Below are 13,923 nucleotides of genomic sequence, written 5' to 3' on the forward strand. Positions count from 1 at the left end.
CTGAAACGCCAAAGAATACTTTTTTTATTGCCACAAATGTGTATTTACAAGGAAAGTGTGAGCAAAATGCAGCAAACAAAACTAAGCAACTTATTTTTATTATGGTTGGGAACAGCGATTTCCATCGCCGAAATCGTCACTGGAACCTTGATGGCTCCTTTAAGTTGGGGGAAAGGAATCAGTGCCATTATCATTGGACACTTAATTGGTTGCTGCTTATTTTTATTACCGGCAGCTTACCTTTCTGGGCTCAAGCATCAACCCGCCATGGCTGTTACCAAAAGTATTTTTGGTAAGTCGGGAGTGATAATTTTCTCTGGTCTCAATGCTTTACAGCTGCTGGGGTGGACAGCGGTCATGATTGTCAATGCGCAATTAGCCTTAAATAGTTTATCGCAAAAATTATTTAATTATCACAGTGCTGTCGTGATGGCAGTAATTGTAGCCGGGTTAATTATTATCTGGCTACTATTGAATCATCAATGGTTATTTCGGATCAATAATTTAGTAGTTATTCTCTTAGCCATTGGGATGCTTTTAGTAGCTGGGATTTTGCTGACACACACATTTTCCCATGCGCAACAATTAAAACTTACACCAATCAGTTTTGGCAGTGCTATCGAACTTAATGTGACGATGGTTTTATCGTGGTTGCCATTGATTGGCGATTATACTTACCAAGGACAACAACCGCTAAAGGAAAGTTTAGTCAGCGTTGTTGGCTATTTTTTAGGCAGCTGTGCCATGTTTGTCCTAGGATTATTAGCTGTCTTAAAGTCTGGTCAAACTAACTTTAATCAAACTTTAGCGCAAACCAATTTGGGCATCATCGCCTTATTAATCATCATCTTTGCGACCGTTACAACAACCTTTATGGATGCTTACTCCGCAGCAACTAGTTTAGATAATATCTGGCATTTAAAACATGTCAATTATTGGGCTGTTGGTATCACAGTCTTGGGCTTATTAATTGCACTCAATGTTTCTTTAAAGTACTACCAAAACTTTTTGAATTTTATCGGCGCTATTTTTACGCCACTATTTGCCATTTTATTCGTCAGTGTGTTCCTAATCAAAAAAAGACTCCACTTTTTCTGGAATTTCTGGTGGTGGTTAGTGGGCATTGTAGCATATTACTTGCTGCAAAAATTAGACTTCCTTGGCGGCACTACCTTATTATTACTGGTGGTCATCACCATCGCACTGCTGATTACGGCGGCTTTCAGTAAAAAGTATGATTTCAAATGACGAGCAATTTCACTAATTTAATCGCATTGTTTCCAGGATTATTTATGCTTCACAAACTAGAGGAAATAATTTTTTTACCCCACATCAAACCATTACTTCAAAGTAAAATTTTGCTGAAATTAAAATTAAAAATTCCGCATGCCATCTTTAAGATTTCTACTTCCAGGTTTGCTGCTATTATCTTAGAAGAATTAATCATTTTACTTTTATTTACGTGGTTTATTCTCCAAAATCCCCTGAGGCTCGATTTATATGCGGCGTTAATACTAGCGTATGATTACCACATTGTTGGTCATATTTTACAATCTTTAATCGCTCAAGCATACACACCTGGGTTAATTCTAGGAATCGTTAGTGGCATCATCAGCTGTTACTGGCTGTCTTTAATGACTATTCATAATTGGACTTTAGTCATTGGATTATCTTTTCTGTTCTTAGGTCTAATTATTGGTAATTTACTAGTTTGCTACGCCGCTGGCTTATTTCTTACTAGCGACCAATAATGTCAAAAATATTATCATTTAAATCAAAGTTCAATAAACAGCGCTCCCTATTTAATCATTAATTATGTAAAAACAGTCTTACCATAAATGTCGATCAATAATAATTGCCATGATTACAATAAGGACATTTATGAAAAACTTTTTTTGATTAGAAAAAATTTTAATATCAATTTTTAGCAAAATTCAGATTAACTCATTTTTTATCTTTTTGTTAAAATAAAAACATCCAAATTATGTCCCAAAAATTATGCTTAATACAAATGCAAACCAATGCCAATTGATAGCTAGAGAAATTGCATTTACAGAAACTAATATAAAAAGTAGAACGCTTAACATAAAAAAGCACTTTTCATTGCTATATTCTCTCCTTTGCTCTAATCAAAGACCTACTTTTGAGGTCACAAACAAAGTTTAAAATTTTAATAAGTCAGCGATTGACTAACTAATTAAGAATGTTCAACTTTTGTTTTGTAAGAATTATAGCCCTTAATAAACTCTGCAATTTCACCCGCCCGATGATCAAAGAGTTCGTTGAAGACATCAACTGCTAATTCAGGATAAACTTTGAAAGATCCCCGTTGCTGATAATCGCTTTGAGCCTGCTGTTCGCCCATGGCAAAATCTGTCACCAATGCGTGGTCCTGGTGAGCTTTTTGTTGCTGCCAAGCTGTATATGCCACTTGCACATTATCATAATTGCCAGCTTCATAGTTTTCTTTGACATAATCATGAATTTTCTTGAACATTTTTTATTTTCCTTCCGTGAACTACCGCTCTATAGTAACAAATTCTTTGGTGGCAGTTTAATCATGTTCCAAAGCAAATATTAGCACATTTCAGCTAGGCAGTAAGGTCATTATTCTCCAAATTCAATTACTAGTTAATCTGCACATCAGAGTAATTGATTAAACTTAAAATTTGACATTTAACTTCGATAATGTTTTAATACAAATTATTAATTCGATATTTCTAAAAATACAAACAAGGAGTAAAAAATGAATTCTGACGAAATTAGAGTAAAAATCCTCAAAGCTTTAGCCGACGAAGGACGCTTAAAAATTATTCGCATCCTGTCTAACAATCACCGTGAAATGACCTGTGGTGAAATTGCAACGCACTTAAACTTAAGTGATTCCACCGTTTCATATCATTTACGAGCTATGCGGGAGGCCGGTTTAACCAAGACCCGTAAAGATGCACAAACACGTTTGATCAGCATCAACGAAGCTACATTCGCACAGTACTTGCCCGGATTTTTAACAACTTTGACGGACAACTAAAAAATTTTAAAACTAATTTCGATATATTTAGAAATAGCGAATTACAACTTTATTATTAAATGAAACGGAAGTCCTCAATAGATGAAAAAATATGCTAGTTTATTCTTTTTAACAATGTTTTTAATTGGTACGGATACATTTTTAATTTCGCCATTATTACCTACTTTGAGCCACATTTATCATATTCCAACTGCAATTTCCGGTTGGTTGGTGAGTGCTTATGCCATTGGCTATGCAATCTTTGCTTTAATTTCCGGACCCATTTCTGACGGCCATGATCGCAAAAAAGTCATGTTATGGGGCTTATTAAGTTTTGCTCTTGCAACTTTACTCTGCGCATTTGCTAACAGTTTTCCTTTAATGCTGATCTTTCGCTTTTTGGCTGGCGTCAGTGCTTCTTTTGTGACACCACAAATTTGGGCCTCAATTCCCGTAGTGATTCCGCGAAAACAAGTAGTCAAAGTCATGGGTTACGCCACAGCAGGGATCTCTGTCGCACAGGTCATTGGGATTCCCATTGGCAGTTATTTTAGCCGCTAGTTCTTGGCACGCTCCATTCTATGTTATCTCAGGGGCAGCTTTCTTGTTATTACTATTGTTATTTTTAACTTTACCCGAATTAGAAATTAAATCCCGCAAACACCTCTCCTTTATTCAAATCTATCAACAAATTTTAACTAACAACCAAGCTTTAAGCCAATTAATCGTTTACTTAATTTTTCAAACAGGCGCGTTTACGGTCATGACCTTTGTCTCAACTTGGTTTCAGACGGACTTTCAGCTCTCTTTATCAACAATTGGTACAGCACTCTTGGTTGCTGGCCTGGGTAATTTAATTGGCTCTCTCATCAGCGATAAAATCGTTCAACATTTTGGCCTAAAAAAATCGTTCATGAGTATTGCGTTACTTTTAATCATTGTAGATTTACTAACCATTACTGCCGCGAACTTTTGGTTTGCAGAAATTATTTTAATCTTAATTTATTTGTTAAACGGACTAATCTTGCCCTTATTCATGACCATGTTTCAAACGACGGTGCCCCATGCTGGCAGTACTATTTCTTCATTATCCAATTCTGCTATGTATTTAGGCGAAACCTGCGCTGGTATAATCGGGGGTCTCCTATTCAAAACCTTTAAAAATTATCTCGGTATTGGGTTATTTGCCGCCACAATGATCATTATGGCCTTAACTATCCGTTGGCTCTTAAACGTCAGAACAGAAAGTTAAAAAAAGAATTTATTAACTTAAAGAGATTATGTAATCCTTCCTTACTGGGAAGGATTTATTCGTATCCATGTTTTTTAAAGATAAAACTATCAAAATATTATTAATTAGATGTCAATTAATCCTCAAAACAAAAATAAATAATAGTATTCAATTTAAGGAAGCAATATAAAAACTTGAAGATTAATTCATAATCTGGCACCTCCAAAAAATTCAACAGTTGTAAATTTCCGGAGAATATGATTACAGAAAACTAAAAATAAAAATCAAGGTAAAAGTAGGCCACATCATCAGAAGAACTTTTTTAATTAAGAAAGTCCTGTTCTGAATTCAGATACTTGTATTTATACTAAATTGAATCTATTATTAATAGTAATACAAATGTAAACATTAATAAACAAGGAGGAATAATGCCTTGAGTAATTCAACTCTAAAAAATAAGATTATTTCTACTCGCGTTAATAGCAAAATTAGTGAACGTGCTAAATCGAATTTAGCAAAACAAGGTTTAACTGTCTCAGAATATGTTCGACTATCTCTAATCAAGGCAGCTAATAATGAAGTACGCTTGGTCAGTTTTTTAGATTCATCAGAAGCTCTAGAGGCCAAGCATGAAGCTGAAAACAATGAAGTAACTGAGGTTGGTTCAATCGCAGATTTCAACGATTGGATTGACAAAATAGATGAAAATTAAGATCACAAAATCATTCGAACGAGAATTAAAAAAACTAGCTAAAAAACATTTTCCTGTTAAGATACTAAAACCATGTATAAAAGCTATCATCGAACAAGATTCTAATATTCTTCACAAAATTAAGGATCATGCTTTAAAAGGTCAATGGCAAGGATACAGAGAATTTCATCCTTCGAGGTATGGTAATTATGGTAAAACATATGATGGCTGGATTGTTATTTACAAACTAGATTACACAGAACTAATTTTGTTACTAGTAACCACTGGCACGCATCAAATTTTAGACAAATAATTAAAAGTTTTGCAATAGGTTGGATGATTAATTATCACGCAGGGACGGCAATATTGTTTTTATATTCAAGAATAAATTGTTTTATATAAAAAAGTGCCAATGAAATTATTCATCAACACTCAATATTATAGAAACAAAATAATATGTGTTCTTGCTAATTTTCAAAAATTTCTTGGTTTATGATCTCCCTAGATTGCCCAATTATCTTATCTTTATAGTTGACAACACCTTTAATAGTTAATTTTTGAATTGCTTTGATATACTTCTTCATGTATAAATATCCTTGAAAAAGTAATTTTTCAAAAATTCATCCTAATTTTGAGATTTAGATAAAATGAAACACCAAAGAAAAAAGTAATACTGAGTTATTCTGAATTTTAATAGTAAAGATCCACCAGCTGAGCTGGTGGCTTTTTATTTAGCCCTAAAAGGGTTCCCACCCGACGCAAAAAAACACTTTAAGGGGCCCAACAAAACACTACCAACCGCTACTGCTCATAATTTTTATTTGTTCTTACTTTTTAAATGGATCAATGTATTCTTTCTTACTAATACTATCTTTGATCCGATCTTCCATTCTTGATCACGTATATATTTTTCAATCGTCTTCTGGTTTAATCCTACCGTACTAGCATAAAATCCTCGCGCCCAAAAGCTACGATTGCCATAATTATATTTTAAATTGGCATGCCGCTCATGTATTATAACTGCACTTCTACCCTTTAGATAGCTCATAAAACTAGAAACACTAATTTTTGGCGGTATTTTCACCAACATGTGAATATGATCTGGCATGGCATGAGCTTCAATAATTTCCACTTCTTTCAATTCACACAACCTTCTTAAGATTCGGCCAATGTCTTGCCGTAATTCTCCATAAATTACTTTTCGACGATATTTAAGCGTAAAAATAATGTGATACTTACAATTCCATCTTGTATGTGCTAGGCTATTAGTATCTTGTTTCAAGATTAGAAAAACTCCCTTTCGATAACAGTATTGGTTGGTAGCCAAAAACTATTATATCGAAAGGGAGTTTTTAACGCTAAAGCTATTTCTGCCCCCCACAAGTAAAACTTGTGGTTTATTTTCACCTTATATAATAAAAAAAGCGTGCTTCTATAAAACACGCTTTTCAGCCATTACTACTTGCTGTGGACTACCCGTACAAAAGCAAAATACTCATAGGTCACTAGTGCCAATAACAGTAATAAGCCAATGTAAATAGATGCATACACTGAAATAACAGTAACGATAGTTAGCCCAATCGCAGATATTGTCAGAATCAAAGAAAATTTTTGCGCTTTAGTCAGCTTAGCAGTGTCACCTTGAAAAGAAATTGCAGTGGCAATAGCACCTACAACGATCATTATTCCGAAAAAAATGTGTAATCCTATCATTAATATTTCTCCTTTTTAATTTATTATACCCGAAGATTCAGGCTTTAGGCTATTGATTAGTTATGATTTATTTTTAGATCCGCTATGGCATCAGTTAAAGTTTGTGAAAAATTGATATTCAGATCTTTACCCAATTTATCTGACAAAATACAGAATTGTAAATATTTTATTATTTCAAATGTGACAAAAAGTACACACATTATTATTCGTGAACTACATCGGCACTAAAATACCGAGCTTCTGGGAACAGACTTAACTTGTTAAGCTTTGTCTTGCAACTTAGTAGAGGTTTATCCTATTCGAATTCTAACAATTCATCACGTCCTTAAAAAAACGTGTTTCCTTGCTCGTTTTCAAAAATTGAAACAGTTTTTGCTCAATTGAACAAAATGCTTGATATTAAACATAACCGTGCCCGTTGTTTAGCAGGATTCAGAAGTCGATCGGAACAATGTTTATTTATAGATACTTTGAAAAAAATTAACTAACACCACGCGTACTAGGAAAGTATAAAATTCCGTTATTTAACTTCTCTGCATTACAATTAAATTTAATAAGTGCAACAGCATCTTTTCTTTCACCAAGAATATTCATCAAATATCATCCATTTTCACAACAACTAAATAACTTCTAATTTACCTCTTTAAAAGTAACCCTAAAAACACCTTTTTTAAACATAAGAATTTTTTACCATCTTCTTTACATGTACATCGTAAGCAGATTTAATCATAGTTAAATTAAATTATTAGAAAGTAAAATATGATACAATCTTTTGCTAACAAATAAACCGAAAAAATATACAATCAAAAATTCTCAAAAAGATTGCCACAGACAATCCAAGAAACAGCATTGCGAAAGTTGATTATGTTAGACAATGCAAACAACATTAACGATCTAAGAATGCCCCATTTAGAACAATTATCTGGTAATAGAAACGGACAATATAGTACTAGAATTAATGAACAGTACAGGCTTGGTTTTTCAATTAATTAGGAACCAAAATGATTTTATTGACGTCAAAATTATTGATTATCATAATTAATGAAGAAGCCATAGATGGATAATATAACTACACCCTAAAAACTACTTAACTAAAAAAGTTGAAATTTTAACTCCTGCAAACTATTGCTTTTTGAACGCTAATTTGCCATCATGATAAATGTGAAGAAGATAGAGTTTGGCTATTATGATTATGACGAATTTGAATCGTTTCTAGACAGTTTAAATTATAAAGATGCTGCTTACTACTATTCAAAAAATTGAACAATACGGATTAAGTATTGCTATTCGTTAAGAATGGATTACAAAATTAGAAGACAATTTATATGAAATACGTTCTAAAAGAGCTGCTAATATTCAAATGGCAATCTATTTCCAAGTAAAAGATGACCATTATGTAATTACTAATGTTTTTACTAAAAAATCTCAAAAAACTCCCGAACGTGAAAAAAAGATTGCCCAAAATAGAAGAAGGAAATTTTTAGGAGAGGAATAAATAATGACAAAAATTGATGAATATGATGAATATATTGAAAAAAGAAGTACTACCGATCCAAAATTTGCAAAAGCAGTAGAGCAAGAAGATATTAATTTAGAAGTTGCTGTTAAAGTTCGTAGTTTACGTGACAGTTTTGGCATGAGTCAACGAGAATTTGCTAAATTAATAAATAAACCTCAATCCACGATTGCTAGAATTGAAAGTGGCAATATGAACGCTTCAACAAAATTATTAGCAGAAATTGCTCAGGCTACAAATCAGCAATTATCAATTCAGTTTAATCCAATGTAATTAAATTTCATTATGTACAAAGCCTTCCGATAGAGTAAGGGAGGCTTTATTTTTTTAAATTAAAGAAGTCAGATTGTTAATCAAATGCACCAAACATACTTGCTTTGACATTCCTAGTTCTCCAGTAAACCAAGGCTAAAATCAATCCCATAACCACTTTAGAAATAAAATAAATTGGATCATTGGAAACGTGCATTAAACCAAAAATGACCGCCGACAATAATATATTTATCCTTGGATCCAAGTTGAACATGTTTTGTACATAGCCTCGAAAAAGTAATTCTTCCAAAATTCGTCCTAATTTTGAGATTTAGATAAAATAAAACACTAAAGAAAGAAGTAATGCTGAGTTATTCTGAATTTTAATAACTACTCAAACAATTGCTAATTAGATGAAGAATTGTTTGATTTTCGTAAATAAACATAAAACAAGCTATAACCTACTCCACAAACTATCGTCAACACTCCGTAAATTAATATTAACCATTTGATACCTGACTGTTGAAACAACAGAGTTCCTACCGGTGAGCCTAAGGCATCACCTACCAAAAAGCCTGATTGGGCTATTCCCAAATACAGAAAGCTTTCGGATTTAGGAAACATATCGTATTCCATCAACTCTTTAAAGATAAAAAAGCCTGCAATACCAATTGACATAATTGTATAAGCAATTAATGAAATATAGATGCCCTTGCCAAATTCTAGCAATGCTACCAACATGCTACAACCAACAATGACTTCATTGATAAGAAAGGCCCATCCTGCAGATATCCGCAAGTGTCTGCGTTGATAATAAAGTGATGTTAAAACCGTTAAGACACTAAAAATTGTCGTCCAAACAGTTACGGCACTAATTTTTAGACCTGTCTTCCGTAAAATGGCCGGCAAAATGGGATCAATTAAAGCATTAGTTAATCCCAACAAGAAAACCAGTAAAAATAATAGTATGCCGGCCAAGCGATTAGTTGGTAAAGCCACAAACAAATTATGCGGCTTTTTTTGAACCCTACCGTCAGGAATGCTGCTAGTCAATGACAGACTCCACATCAAGACAGCTGCTATAGCAATTAAAAGCAAGTACATATAATTTGCAGCATGCACTATAGAAATCAACCAGCCAGCAACAATAGTGGCCATTAAAGTAGCAATTTGCATGATTGTATACCGCGATGAGACCAATGCTTCTTTAGCTGCTTCATCTTGGTCTGACTCAAAATAAATCCAAGAACGAATCACTAGTAACGTGATACTGGCTCCGAAACCGGCAATAATACCCGAAATCAACGCTATAAAAGCGTTATTAGGAATCACTCTTAACAACATCCCCACAGCATAGATCGGCAAAAAAACTTTGACAATCTTTTTTAACCCCAAGTTGACCAAATTGTTACTGATTAAAAAGGACAATGAGCCTGCCACTGCCATCGCCGAATAAGAGATAGAATAATTCAACAGGCCATGATTTTGTTGAAAGAACAAAACTTGAGCGTATTTGGAGACGCCCATTGCTAAATAGAAGACTAAAACAAAGACAAACATGTTCTTATATTTGTATTCATTATGGAAAAGACGTTGAAATAATTTCACTTGACGCTGACTCCTAAATCTTTAATTAACAGTATTAATGCATCACTTCAATGCGAACATCAACCAAAGAATATTTTTCTAGACGTTGAAGTTACTTTAGCTTGTATCAAACGTACTGAATTAATTTCATATACAAATCACAGGAAAGTCCTCAAAACAACATCTAAAATATTAAATTATCATTCAACCGCTTAGTAAAAAGTGCTATTAGACACCCATAAATAATCAATGAAACCATTTGTAAAGTAAATCTGGTAAATATATAGTTCCGTTGCGAGGTGCAACCTGCATATTTTACGCAGAAAAAAGCGCGTCCACATTGATCCACCCCAAAAGAGTAAAAATATGCCTGTCAAACGACCAATGAAAGCACATTTTAAAATCTATTTGCTTAGCAATTCTTTACGTTCAACGATAAGTTGCTCTAATTCTTGAATATCTGTAAGAGTTGCCCATTTTCTAATAAAACTTCTAGCAGTTGATCGGTTTCGCAAATATTTAGTACGATCACGATTTTTTTCTTGCCAGCGCTTATTAGCTTCGGTTTGACTATTCTTTGTGTTTTCCATTAAATTTACTCCCTTTGCATTATTAAAAATATATTCTTATGTTATTTATTTTAAAATTAACCAGCATACAAACAGTATTAAGATAATAGTAGTAACCCAGCCAGGAATATTAATTGAAAAGTTAATTTTGCGGGTATCACCAACCACTTTATTACTAAAATCAAAGACTTTTTCATTACAAATTGCTCCTTTGTTGATTGTAAACTTAAGAATTCCTAGATTGGCTTCGAAGTATATCTAGATTTTTAAGATGCTGCTTTATTGTTGTCAACTAATATCTATATATTAATCTAATTCAACACACATAAATTTATACTAGCACCAAAATGTAATACAAATATAAGCGTTAACAAACAAGAAGGGGCAATGGCTTGAGTAATTCAACTCTGAAAGATAAAACTATTTCCACTCGTGTTAATAGCAAGATTAGTGAACGTGCTAAAGTAAATTTAGCCAAACAAGGTTTAACCATATCAGAATATATTCGACTATCTCTAATAAAGGCAGCTAATGATGAAGTTCGTTGGACTATCTAATACCTGACAGATTTCAATAACGGAATGTTGTTTTTTATTAACCTGCAGCACATCTTGTCAATCATTAATACTTACTTTTGGCGAATATGGTTAAGAATCTTTTAAGATAATCAATATAATTAAAACAGTGTTAGAGCAAAGTTTATTTAATAGAAATTAATCAACTATTAAATAGAAATAATCCAAGTGTAGAAATTCATGAACGATGGATAAATAAAAAAACGATCACTGATCGCTTTTTCTATCCATTACTTTATTTTACCTTGAAAAAGCTCTTTATGCGTTCCTATTCGAATTAACCTAATTACCGGATTAGTATTATGTGGCAGATAAATGATTACAACGTCTACTTTGCCCTCTGACAAGTGAAAGTCTAAAGTATCATTATATAAACCACCCCGATTATCCAATTTATGTGGACTATAAGAATCAGGAACACGGCCATGAAGCTGTAATTCACTTAACGCAATTCTAAACTCTGAAATCAATTCTGGATGGTGTTTTTTAAATTTTTGATAATCTTTTTGAAACTGCGGTTCGATTTTGATCTTGTAATTAACGTTATTCATTATTGGCTATCACTATTCAAAAAATCCATGATCTGATTGGTATCTTCAAATTCAGGAGAGTCATCTGGTATTAAGCCCATTTCCTTAGCTTGTGCTTCAATCAAAGCTTTATGAGTGGTATCATTGGGTATTTCGTCAGGAACTATAATTTCAAATGGAATTTTATTTTGAATAACGAACTGTTTAATTGCCATGTTAATATAACCATTCAATGTTAATCCGGCAGTTTTTAGACGCGGTTCGACAGCTTTTTTTAACTGGTCATCTATCCGAATAGTAGTTGGAGTTGTTGTCATTATAAATCCTCCTTTGTATATTTGTATTCATTATAACATACTTAAGAATACAAAAGTGTAAAAAACAATTATCTGGTAATAGAAGCGGAAGGTATAGACTTTGTTTTTCGATTAGGTACCAAAATGATTTGAAACGATCGCGCTTGGTAATGATTAACGTATCGCCAGGGGCTAATATTTTTAACAGTTCATTAACCTTTGGGCGTTGAGTAGTTGTGTCGGTAAATTTTTTCAGTACCTGCTTCTTTTAATTGCTGGATTTGATTTTCTAATTTTTGGTCAGTTGTACTCACTCGTGCATAGCCGTATTTCATGTAAAAATCCTTTCATGTTATAAATTATTTTCTGTTATATCTTGGATAATTTGCTTAAAAAAAGTTTTTATGTCGCCATTTGTCAAATGGCGGTCATTATATTCTAAATAATCATTAGCCCGCCACCATTTTTTCAAACTTGCTATTGAAAAGGGAAAATCTTTTGTTTGATTATGCTTAACTGTCAGAGAAAAAGGTACGTCCAAGTAATAGACAAAAGCATTACGACCAAAAAGTTGGATTAAATTTTCTAACATTTCACCATAAACATCTTTGCGTAAAATACCCTCTAAAATAATTACATGATAATGTTTAGACCCGTATTCGACTAATTCTTTTATTAAACTAATTGCTGGTGTATCTATACGGTCGTTAGCATGCAATATATCACGGCGGATAACATCTTGATGAAGCAAGAAACAATTATCATAACCTAAATATTTTTGTAGATTATCAGCTAAAACTGTTTTGCCACTCCCGGAATTTCCTCGGATTAAAATAAAAATAGTTTCCATACTTTTAACTCCATTCCAAAAAATATAGCATGTGTTTATGTCGGTAAGTTATGACGTATTTTAACTAGTTTAATTAAATTAAAAGACAAGTAAAAAAGCGGCACAACCATTAAGTTATGTCACTTTTTGTTTAAATCCTCTTTCCTTCATTTATCTTCAATCTTCTTCCACCAATCCTTAAATTCATTATCTGGAATAACCTTCCATGCCACATCCGATTTTCTTATTCCCTCTAGATCACAATTTTCACGAAGCATCGAAGAGTAACCTTTTGAGGAAATTTTTAAAAATATTTTTTCGGGCGATAAATTACTGTTTTCAAATTTGGTAATTAATATTCTAAATTCCCTTTGGTCAGAATATTTACTTGACTTTGTAAAGATAGCTTTCTTAAGAACTTCATTAACACTATCATTTCTATTATCATTGGCTTTTATATAATTAGTAAGATTTTTACATGTATCATAATAAGGACAATCACTATAAGTAACTTTATTAGCATAAAAAGTAGTAATTGATTGCTCTTTTTTATCAATCTCGTTAAAGTGAAGGTTCCTATCTTCTGTGTCAAAATCAATAGTACATTTATCATTATTGGAATCTTTTTCTTTAAATTCTTTAAAACTTTTGCTATTTAAAAGATCTAACCAACTTTTAAATTCTTTGTAATTAAATAGTACGAAATTACGTTCTTCACCACATGGATTATAGGAAGTTCTTAATCTTTCGACTGTCTCTCTTTTAATACATTCATTTTCATCAAAATCATCTTCATACAGTATGGTAAAACTACTAAGATAAGTTTGAACACTATCGAAATCACTGAATTTTTTGACTATATCCACATAGCTTAATTTTGTGCCATCTTTAAAAGTAATAAAACCCTCATTAGAATCATAAATTTTATTGTTTTCTTGATCACAAACGTCATCATTTTTGTCACTGTGAAGAAACGTTTGAATCTTAGACAAACAAATCTCTCCTTTATTAAGTTCATCCGCATGATCATTAAATTTAATAAGTGCAATAGGGTCATCATTTTCTTTATACATATTTATTTTATTCTCCCATAAAAAAAGTATTAAAATCACAAATCATATACA

Annotated in this window: 18 protein-coding genes and 4 pseudogenes; 11 read left to right on the forward strand and 11 right to left on the reverse strand. The window is 32.6% G+C overall.

Annotated features, from left to right (window positions below; all coding sequences use genetic code 11):
* Positions 1-66 precede the first annotated feature (66 nt).
* Both cytX and AC3B7A_RS09280 read left to right on the forward strand, forming a co-directional pair.
* A complete protein-coding gene (cytX, locus tag AC3B7A_RS09275) occupies positions 67-1,248 on the forward strand; it encodes a putative hydroxymethylpyrimidine transporter CytX (protein ID WP_489756643.1) in 1,182 nt (393 codons plus the stop codon).
* Positions 1,245-1,751, forward strand: a complete 507-nt coding sequence (locus AC3B7A_RS09280) for an HXXEE domain-containing protein (protein ID WP_489756644.1) — start codon at positions 1,245-1,247, stop codon at positions 1,749-1,751. Before cytX ends, AC3B7A_RS09280 begins: the two co-directional genes overlap by 4 nt.
* Positions 1,752-2,197: 446 nt before the next feature.
* On the opposite strand, the gene AC3B7A_RS09285 is transcribed toward AC3B7A_RS09280, so the two are convergent.
* The gene (locus tag AC3B7A_RS09285; protein ID WP_489756645.1) at positions 2,198-2,497 is read right to left on the reverse strand and encodes a hypothetical protein; all 300 of its coding nucleotides are present in this window, start codon (positions 2,495-2,497) and stop codon (positions 2,198-2,200) included.
* A 249-nt stretch (positions 2,498-2,746) separates the two neighbouring features.
* Between AC3B7A_RS09285 and AC3B7A_RS09290 the strand changes: the two genes are divergently transcribed.
* The 5 genes from AC3B7A_RS09290 (at position 2,747) to AC3B7A_RS09310 (ending at position 5,245) form a co-directional block, all read left to right on the forward strand.
* Complete coding sequence (locus tag AC3B7A_RS09290) at positions 2,747-3,031, forward strand: ArsR/SmtB family transcription factor (RefSeq protein ID WP_489756646.1); 285 nt, start codon at positions 2,747-2,749, stop codon at positions 3,029-3,031.
* Positions 3,032-3,112: 81 nt separating this feature from the next.
* Entirely contained in the window at positions 3,113-3,571 is a 459-nt protein-coding gene (locus AC3B7A_RS09295; protein ID WP_489756647.1) for an MFS transporter, read from the forward strand.
* Positions 3,549-4,262 carry an MFS transporter gene (locus AC3B7A_RS09300; RefSeq protein ID WP_489756648.1) on the forward strand — a complete coding sequence of 238 codons (714 nt, stop codon included), beginning with the start codon at positions 3,549-3,551 and terminating at the stop codon, positions 4,260-4,262. Before AC3B7A_RS09295 ends, AC3B7A_RS09300 begins: the two co-directional genes overlap by 23 nt.
* Before the next feature lie 412 nt (positions 4,263-4,674).
* On the forward strand, positions 4,675-4,953 hold the full coding sequence (locus tag AC3B7A_RS09305) for a type II toxin-antitoxin system RelB/DinJ family antitoxin (protein WP_489756649.1): 279 nt from the start codon (positions 4,675-4,677) through the stop codon (positions 4,951-4,953).
* A complete protein-coding gene (locus AC3B7A_RS09310; RefSeq protein WP_489756650.1) occupies positions 4,943-5,245 on the forward strand; it encodes a type II toxin-antitoxin system RelE/ParE family toxin in 303 nt (100 codons plus the stop codon). The genes AC3B7A_RS09305 and AC3B7A_RS09310 overlap by 11 nt, the downstream gene beginning before the upstream one ends.
* A 514-nt stretch (positions 5,246-5,759) precedes the next feature.
* Here AC3B7A_RS09310 and tnpA read toward each other — a convergent pair.
* Positions 5,760-6,214: pseudogene (gene tnpA, locus AC3B7A_RS09315) on the reverse strand (IS200/IS605 family transposase).
* Between the two features lie 176 nt (positions 6,215-6,390).
* Positions 6,391-6,645, reverse strand: coding sequence for a hypothetical protein (locus AC3B7A_RS09320; RefSeq protein ID WP_489756651.1), 255 nt, complete (start codon positions 6,643-6,645; stop codon positions 6,391-6,393).
* 858 nt (positions 6,646-7,503) lie between these two features.
* Between AC3B7A_RS09320 and AC3B7A_RS09325 the strand changes: the two genes are divergently transcribed.
* The 3 genes and pseudogenes from AC3B7A_RS09325 (at position 7,504) to AC3B7A_RS09335 (ending at position 8,434) form a co-directional block, all read left to right on the forward strand.
* Positions 7,504-7,638: a type II toxin-antitoxin system RelE/ParE family toxin gene (locus tag AC3B7A_RS09325; protein ID WP_489756665.1), complete on the forward strand. Its 135-nt coding sequence runs from the start codon at positions 7,504-7,506 to the stop codon at positions 7,636-7,638.
* 168 nt (positions 7,639-7,806) lie between these two features.
* Positions 7,807-8,140 (forward strand): annotated as a pseudogene (locus tag AC3B7A_RS09330) (type II toxin-antitoxin system RelE/ParE family toxin).
* A gap of 12 nt (positions 8,141-8,152) precedes the next feature.
* Positions 8,153-8,434: a helix-turn-helix domain-containing protein gene (locus AC3B7A_RS09335; protein ID WP_489756666.1), complete on the forward strand. Its 282-nt coding sequence runs from the start codon at positions 8,153-8,155 to the stop codon at positions 8,432-8,434.
* Between the two features lie 76 nt (positions 8,435-8,510).
* On the opposite strand, the gene AC3B7A_RS09340 is transcribed toward AC3B7A_RS09335, so the two are convergent.
* The 3 genes from AC3B7A_RS09340 to AC3B7A_RS09350 all read right to left on the reverse strand — a co-directional run bounded on the left by AC3B7A_RS09340 (position 8,511) and on the right by AC3B7A_RS09350 (position 10,590).
* A complete protein-coding gene (locus AC3B7A_RS09340; protein ID WP_489756652.1) occupies positions 8,511-8,723 on the reverse strand; it encodes a CPBP family intramembrane glutamic endopeptidase in 213 nt (70 codons plus the stop codon).
* 95 nt (positions 8,724-8,818) lie between these two features.
* The gene (locus AC3B7A_RS09345) at positions 8,819-10,021 is read right to left on the reverse strand and encodes an MFS transporter (protein ID WP_489756653.1); all 1,203 of its coding nucleotides are present in this window, start codon (positions 10,019-10,021) and stop codon (positions 8,819-8,821) included.
* A gap of 383 nt (positions 10,022-10,404) precedes the next feature.
* Entirely contained in the window at positions 10,405-10,590 is a 186-nt protein-coding gene (locus AC3B7A_RS09350; RefSeq protein ID WP_489756654.1) for a hypothetical protein, read from the reverse strand.
* Between the two features lie 371 nt (positions 10,591-10,961).
* Between AC3B7A_RS09350 and AC3B7A_RS09355 the strand changes: the two are divergent.
* Positions 10,962-11,114 (forward strand): annotated as a pseudogene (locus tag AC3B7A_RS09355) (RelB); the annotation flags it as partial.
* A 260-nt stretch (positions 11,115-11,374) separates the two neighbouring features.
* On the opposite strand, the gene AC3B7A_RS09360 reads toward AC3B7A_RS09355, so the two are convergent.
* From AC3B7A_RS09360 to AC3B7A_RS09380, 5 genes and pseudogenes are all read right to left on the reverse strand, one after another.
* Complete coding sequence (locus tag AC3B7A_RS09360; RefSeq protein WP_489756655.1) at positions 11,375-11,695, reverse strand: type II toxin-antitoxin system RelE/ParE family toxin; 321 nt, start codon at positions 11,693-11,695, stop codon at positions 11,375-11,377.
* The gene (locus tag AC3B7A_RS09365) at positions 11,695-11,991 is read right to left on the reverse strand and encodes a type II toxin-antitoxin system RelB/DinJ family antitoxin (protein WP_489756656.1); all 297 of its coding nucleotides are present in this window, start codon (positions 11,989-11,991) and stop codon (positions 11,695-11,697) included. Before AC3B7A_RS09365 ends, AC3B7A_RS09360 begins: the two co-directional genes overlap by 1 nt.
* Positions 11,992-12,121: 130 nt before the next feature.
* Positions 12,122-12,305, reverse strand: a pseudogene (locus tag AC3B7A_RS09370) (recombinase family protein); the annotation flags it as partial.
* A gap of 17 nt (positions 12,306-12,322) precedes the next feature.
* Positions 12,323-12,820: a zeta toxin family protein gene (locus AC3B7A_RS09375; RefSeq protein WP_489756657.1), complete on the reverse strand. Its 498-nt coding sequence runs from the start codon at positions 12,818-12,820 to the stop codon at positions 12,323-12,325.
* Positions 12,821-12,966: 146 nt separating this feature from the next.
* The gene (locus tag AC3B7A_RS09380; protein WP_489756658.1) at positions 12,967-13,872 is read right to left on the reverse strand and encodes a hypothetical protein; all 906 of its coding nucleotides are present in this window, start codon (positions 13,870-13,872) and stop codon (positions 12,967-12,969) included.
* Between the last annotated feature and the right edge of the window lie 51 nt (positions 13,873-13,923).

This window comes from Bombilactobacillus sp. ESL1202 (assembly GCF_058107125.1).

Coding starts and splice junctions, on each gene's coding strand:
- cytX (WP_489756643.1), top strand. CDS start 67: ATGCAGCAAACAAAACTAAGCAACTTATTTTTATTATGGTTGGGAACA.
- AC3B7A_RS09280 (WP_489756644.1), top strand. CDS start 1,245: ATGACGAGCAATTTCACTAATTTAATCGCATTGTTTCCAGGATTATTT.
- AC3B7A_RS09285 (WP_489756645.1), bottom strand. CDS start 2,497: ATGTTCAAGAAAATTCATGATTATGTCAAAGAAAACTATGAAGCTGGC.
- AC3B7A_RS09290 (WP_489756646.1), top strand. CDS start 2,747: ATGAATTCTGACGAAATTAGAGTAAAAATCCTCAAAGCTTTAGCCGAC.
- AC3B7A_RS09295 (WP_489756647.1), top strand. CDS start 3,113: ATGAAAAAATATGCTAGTTTATTCTTTTTAACAATGTTTTTAATTGGT.
- AC3B7A_RS09310 (WP_489756650.1), top strand. CDS start 4,943: ATGAAAATTAAGATCACAAAATCATTCGAACGAGAATTAAAAAAACTA.
- AC3B7A_RS09320 (WP_489756651.1), bottom strand. CDS start 6,645: ATGATAGGATTACACATTTTTTTCGGAATAATGATCGTTGTAGGTGCT.
- AC3B7A_RS09350 (WP_489756654.1), bottom strand. CDS start 10,590: ATGGAAAACACAAAGAATAGTCAAACCGAAGCTAATAAGCGCTGGCAA.
- AC3B7A_RS09360 (WP_489756655.1), bottom strand. CDS start 11,695: ATGAATAACGTTAATTACAAGATCAAAATCGAACCGCAGTTTCAAAAA.
- AC3B7A_RS09365 (WP_489756656.1), bottom strand. CDS start 11,991: ATGACAACAACTCCAACTACTATTCGGATAGATGACCAGTTAAAAAAA.
- AC3B7A_RS09375 (WP_489756657.1), bottom strand. CDS start 12,820: ATGGAAACTATTTTTATTTTAATCCGAGGAAATTCCGGGAGTGGCAAA.
- AC3B7A_RS09380 (WP_489756658.1), bottom strand. CDS start 13,872: ATGTATAAAGAAAATGATGACCCTATTGCACTTATTAAATTTAATGAT.